The sequence below is a fragment of the Chryseobacterium oncorhynchi genome (assembly GCF_002899895.1).
GTDB classification, from domain to species: Bacteria; Bacteroidota; Bacteroidia; order Flavobacteriales; family Weeksellaceae; genus Chryseobacterium; species Chryseobacterium oncorhynchi.
This window is the reverse complement of the sequence record NZ_PPEI02000016.1, coordinates 1-3527: the sequence shown is the minus strand read 5'-3', so window position 1 is coordinate 3527 and position 3527 is coordinate 1. Positions and strand designations below refer to the sequence as shown.

The window sequence follows — 3527 nt, the reverse complement described above, 5'->3', positions numbered from 1 at the left end:
AGAACTGGAAGATTGTAAAGCTGGGTGATAAGCAGGTCAATGATTTAATTGAAAAGTATGACATCAAGATCTACCCGAACCCTGTCTCGGATTATGCCTACGTAGAAATAGGTTTTGACCTCAAGGAGGCTGATATTCTACTCTATGACATGAGTGGAAGACAATTGCAAAGCCTGAAAACCAAGAACAGGGTAACTAAGATCAATACACAGGCCCTGGTTCAGGGGGCTTATCTGGTAACGATAAAGACTGAAAATAAAAAGACGGCAAATGCTAAACTGATTAAGAAATAAAAAAACTGATAATAATGAAGAAAATAATTATTCCGATAGGCATCCTGCTTATGATGGGAACCTTACATGCACAACAGGAATCACCCAAAATGATTCCCAGAGTTATAGCACCCAACCTTGATGCCAATGCATTGGGAGTCTTTGACAAGCAATCCGTGAATCTATCCACTGGAACCCCAAGTATAGGGGTATTGCTTCATGCAATTCGTGTAGGGGATCTTGAACTACCCATTAAGCTACAGTATGATGCTTCCGGAATCAAGGTTGGGCAAATGGCTACCTCCGTGGGACTAGGCTGGTCCATTAATAACTCAGGCATATTAACTCAGGAAGTGAGGGATAAGATAGACGGACAATCCGCCAATATTATCCAGCAGTACGTCAATACGCCTACCTATGATGGAAGAAATGCCATTCTATACAATCATCAGCATCTTACCCAACCCTATACAGGGGATGATCTGGAAACAGACAGCTATAACATTAACTATTTTGGGAATACAATACCGTTTTTCTACAACTACAATAATAATACATACATTCCTCAGCAAAAGGATGATACAAAAATTATTAAGGAAGCCAACAAATGGAAAGTGACCCTCAATAACGGGACTGAATTTAATTTTGACCAGCAGTATTCAAGTAAATCTGTATCTTCTACAAAAATTATTAAGCAACCTCCATCAACACAACAAGCGAACAGCTCACCAAATATCAACGATTCATGGTACCTTACAGGAATATCTAGCAAGGGCCAAACAGCTTCTCTTGAATACCTGAACTCTTCCAGCATCTATGTTTCCAGGGGGGACGAAACAAATGATGCACTATCCCTTATAAGAAGTACGGAAAATTTTAAGGTTATAAAGGAAATTACAACTCCCTTTGAAAAGGTAACATTTGAATACAGCGCTGAAAGGGAGGATTTGATCAGTAATACTGGGAAAGCAGACATATTGAAATTTATCAAGGTATATGATAATAATGGAAAGCTTGTCAAGCAGTTCCAACTCTTTTATGATTACTATAATGAGACACAGTCATTGCCCTCGTATGTCTCCATTGTCTCAAATGCTGCAAACATCTATAAAAATAAAAGACTGCGGCTAAGAGCGGTGAAAAGACTGAATATTCAAACTAGCAATTACGAAAATTATTATTCATTTGACTATAATTCCGATACCCTGCCTAATAGGTTCTCTGCTTCACAGGATATATGGGGGTATTATAATGGTCAGAATAATGGGGATTATATGTTTTCCAATATTGATAAGAAAAAGCTCACAGTCAATCCACAGTATGCACTCACCGGATTATTAACAAAGGTTACTTACCCAACAGGAGGCTTTTCAGAATATAGCTATGAAAGTAATGTAACAGTAAGGCCAGTTAATTATGACCTGATGATACCATCAGCCATTGATTTCGTTCCCAAGGCAATACGTCTTAATAGGATGCCTATGCATTATAAGGGAAATGGAAAGTATGAGATCCCATTTACCGTAGATGGACCAATAGTAGGCAATTATTTTGATGCCCAGGTGAATATCAGCAATTGTCCCCCTGGTCCATATTCTACTACTTGTGACTATAAAGTCATGATTGATGGCAATTGGCTTAATCCAGGAACAGCAGCTCGTGTTGCAACTTCCTTAACGATCGGGAACCATGTGCTTACCGCAAAGAGCAATGGGCATACAGAAGATCCTGACAACTTTGAGGTACCTTATTCCTTTTCCGTTGGAATGCAATGGCAGGAAAAGCAAGCGGATACTGCTCCTATAGTGATAGGAGGGCAACGAGTTAAAAAAATTACCTCGAATGACAATGCTAATACCTATACCCAGGAGTTTGCCTATGTTAATGAGGATGGAACGACATCTGGAACCATACTGACGCTTCCATTTGTGGCTAGCACAAACAGCTATGGAGTGATTTATTCCCAGGGATCCAATCCACTATCCAAGCTAAAAGGACAAAATCTCGTGTACAGAAGAGTCGAAAGAATAGAAAAGGATGCATCCGGCCTTCCCAATGGGAAAACGGTTCAGTATTTCACCAAGCCTATTACCACTAATAACTTTAATAAAATACCTTTTCCACCGCCTGATGACAAGGGTCATACCTATGGACAACTTAATAGGGAAGAAATGTTTGAATTCAAAAACGGGATCTTCAAGAAAATTGAAGAGAGTAATTATTTTTATACTTATCCTGAAAAATGTATGTCCGATAACTCGAATGATAACTGTAATACAATTCTCAAGGGATTGTCCTATAGTGACATTGTCAACATAACTAATACAAGCAATATAATGGATTACCTTAACCTTAACTGGGGACTTTATTCCCTTGAGGCATCACCATTCAAGCTGCTTAGCAAAACATCAACCAAATACCTTGACAATGGAGGGATGACGACCAAGGAAGAGATGGACTATACCTCATCCATCCATAACAACCTTACCAAAAGTGTCACCACCTTTCCGGACAATACCATTCAGGAGACAAGCTACCAGTATGCCCATGAGCAGAACAATACCGATATGATTACTGCCAACATGATTGGTATTCCACTTCAAACTGAGGTTAAGGAAAATGGAAAGGTGATTTCAAAGACAAGAAGCATCTATGGAAAGAATGCCCAGACCAGCAATTTGGTGCTTCCTGTATCAGAACAAAAGTTTGATACAGACAATGCTTCTTCCGCGCAAAATATAATAAGCTATGACCAATATGACGTCAACGGAAATATCCTGCAGTATACCACAAAGGGAAGTATTCCGACGGCTATTATTTGGGGTTATAAAAATACCCAGCCTATTGCCAAGATAGAGGGTGCTACCTATCAGGAAGCGTTAGCACTGGCCGCTGATATTATTGCGAAATCAAATGAGGATGTGGATGTAGACAAGGAAAAAGCATTGATGAATGCGATGGATACGTACAGGAACCAGTCTGCCTTTAAGAATCATAGTATTACCACCTATACTTATGATCCACAGGTTGGGGTAACAAGCATCACCCCTCCGACAGGAATCAGGGAATTCTACAAATATGATTCTATGAACAGGCTGCAATCTGTGGTGGATGCCAGCAACAATATTTTAAAGGAATTTAGCTATCACTATAAAAACTAACACTGATGAAAAAAATACTCATCCCCATAGGTTTGCTGCTTATCACCCAGTCGGTGCAGGCACAGCTTACCCCTACAGAAAACTATATACAATC

The 3527-nt window shown here is 39.5% G+C and carries 2 protein-coding genes; both read left to right on the top strand.

What is annotated here, in order from left to right:
• Positions 1-293, top strand: a 293-nt coding sequence (locus tag C1638_RS21990) for a T9SS type A sorting domain-containing protein (RefSeq protein WP_133247235.1), incomplete at its 5' end; no start/stop codon positions are given.
• Positions 294-307: 14 nt separating this feature from the next.
• The gene (locus tag C1638_RS21985) at positions 308-3433 is read left to right on the top strand and encodes a hypothetical protein (protein ID WP_109624079.1); all 3126 of its coding nucleotides are present in this window, start codon (positions 308-310) and stop codon (positions 3431-3433) included.
• Positions 3434-3527 lie beyond the last annotated feature (94 nt).

Excerpts from the sequence above, each read along its gene's own strand:
- C1638_RS21985 (WP_109624079.1), top strand. The coding sequence starts at position 308 with ATGAAGAAAATAATTATTCCGATAGGCATCCTGCTTATGATGGGAACC.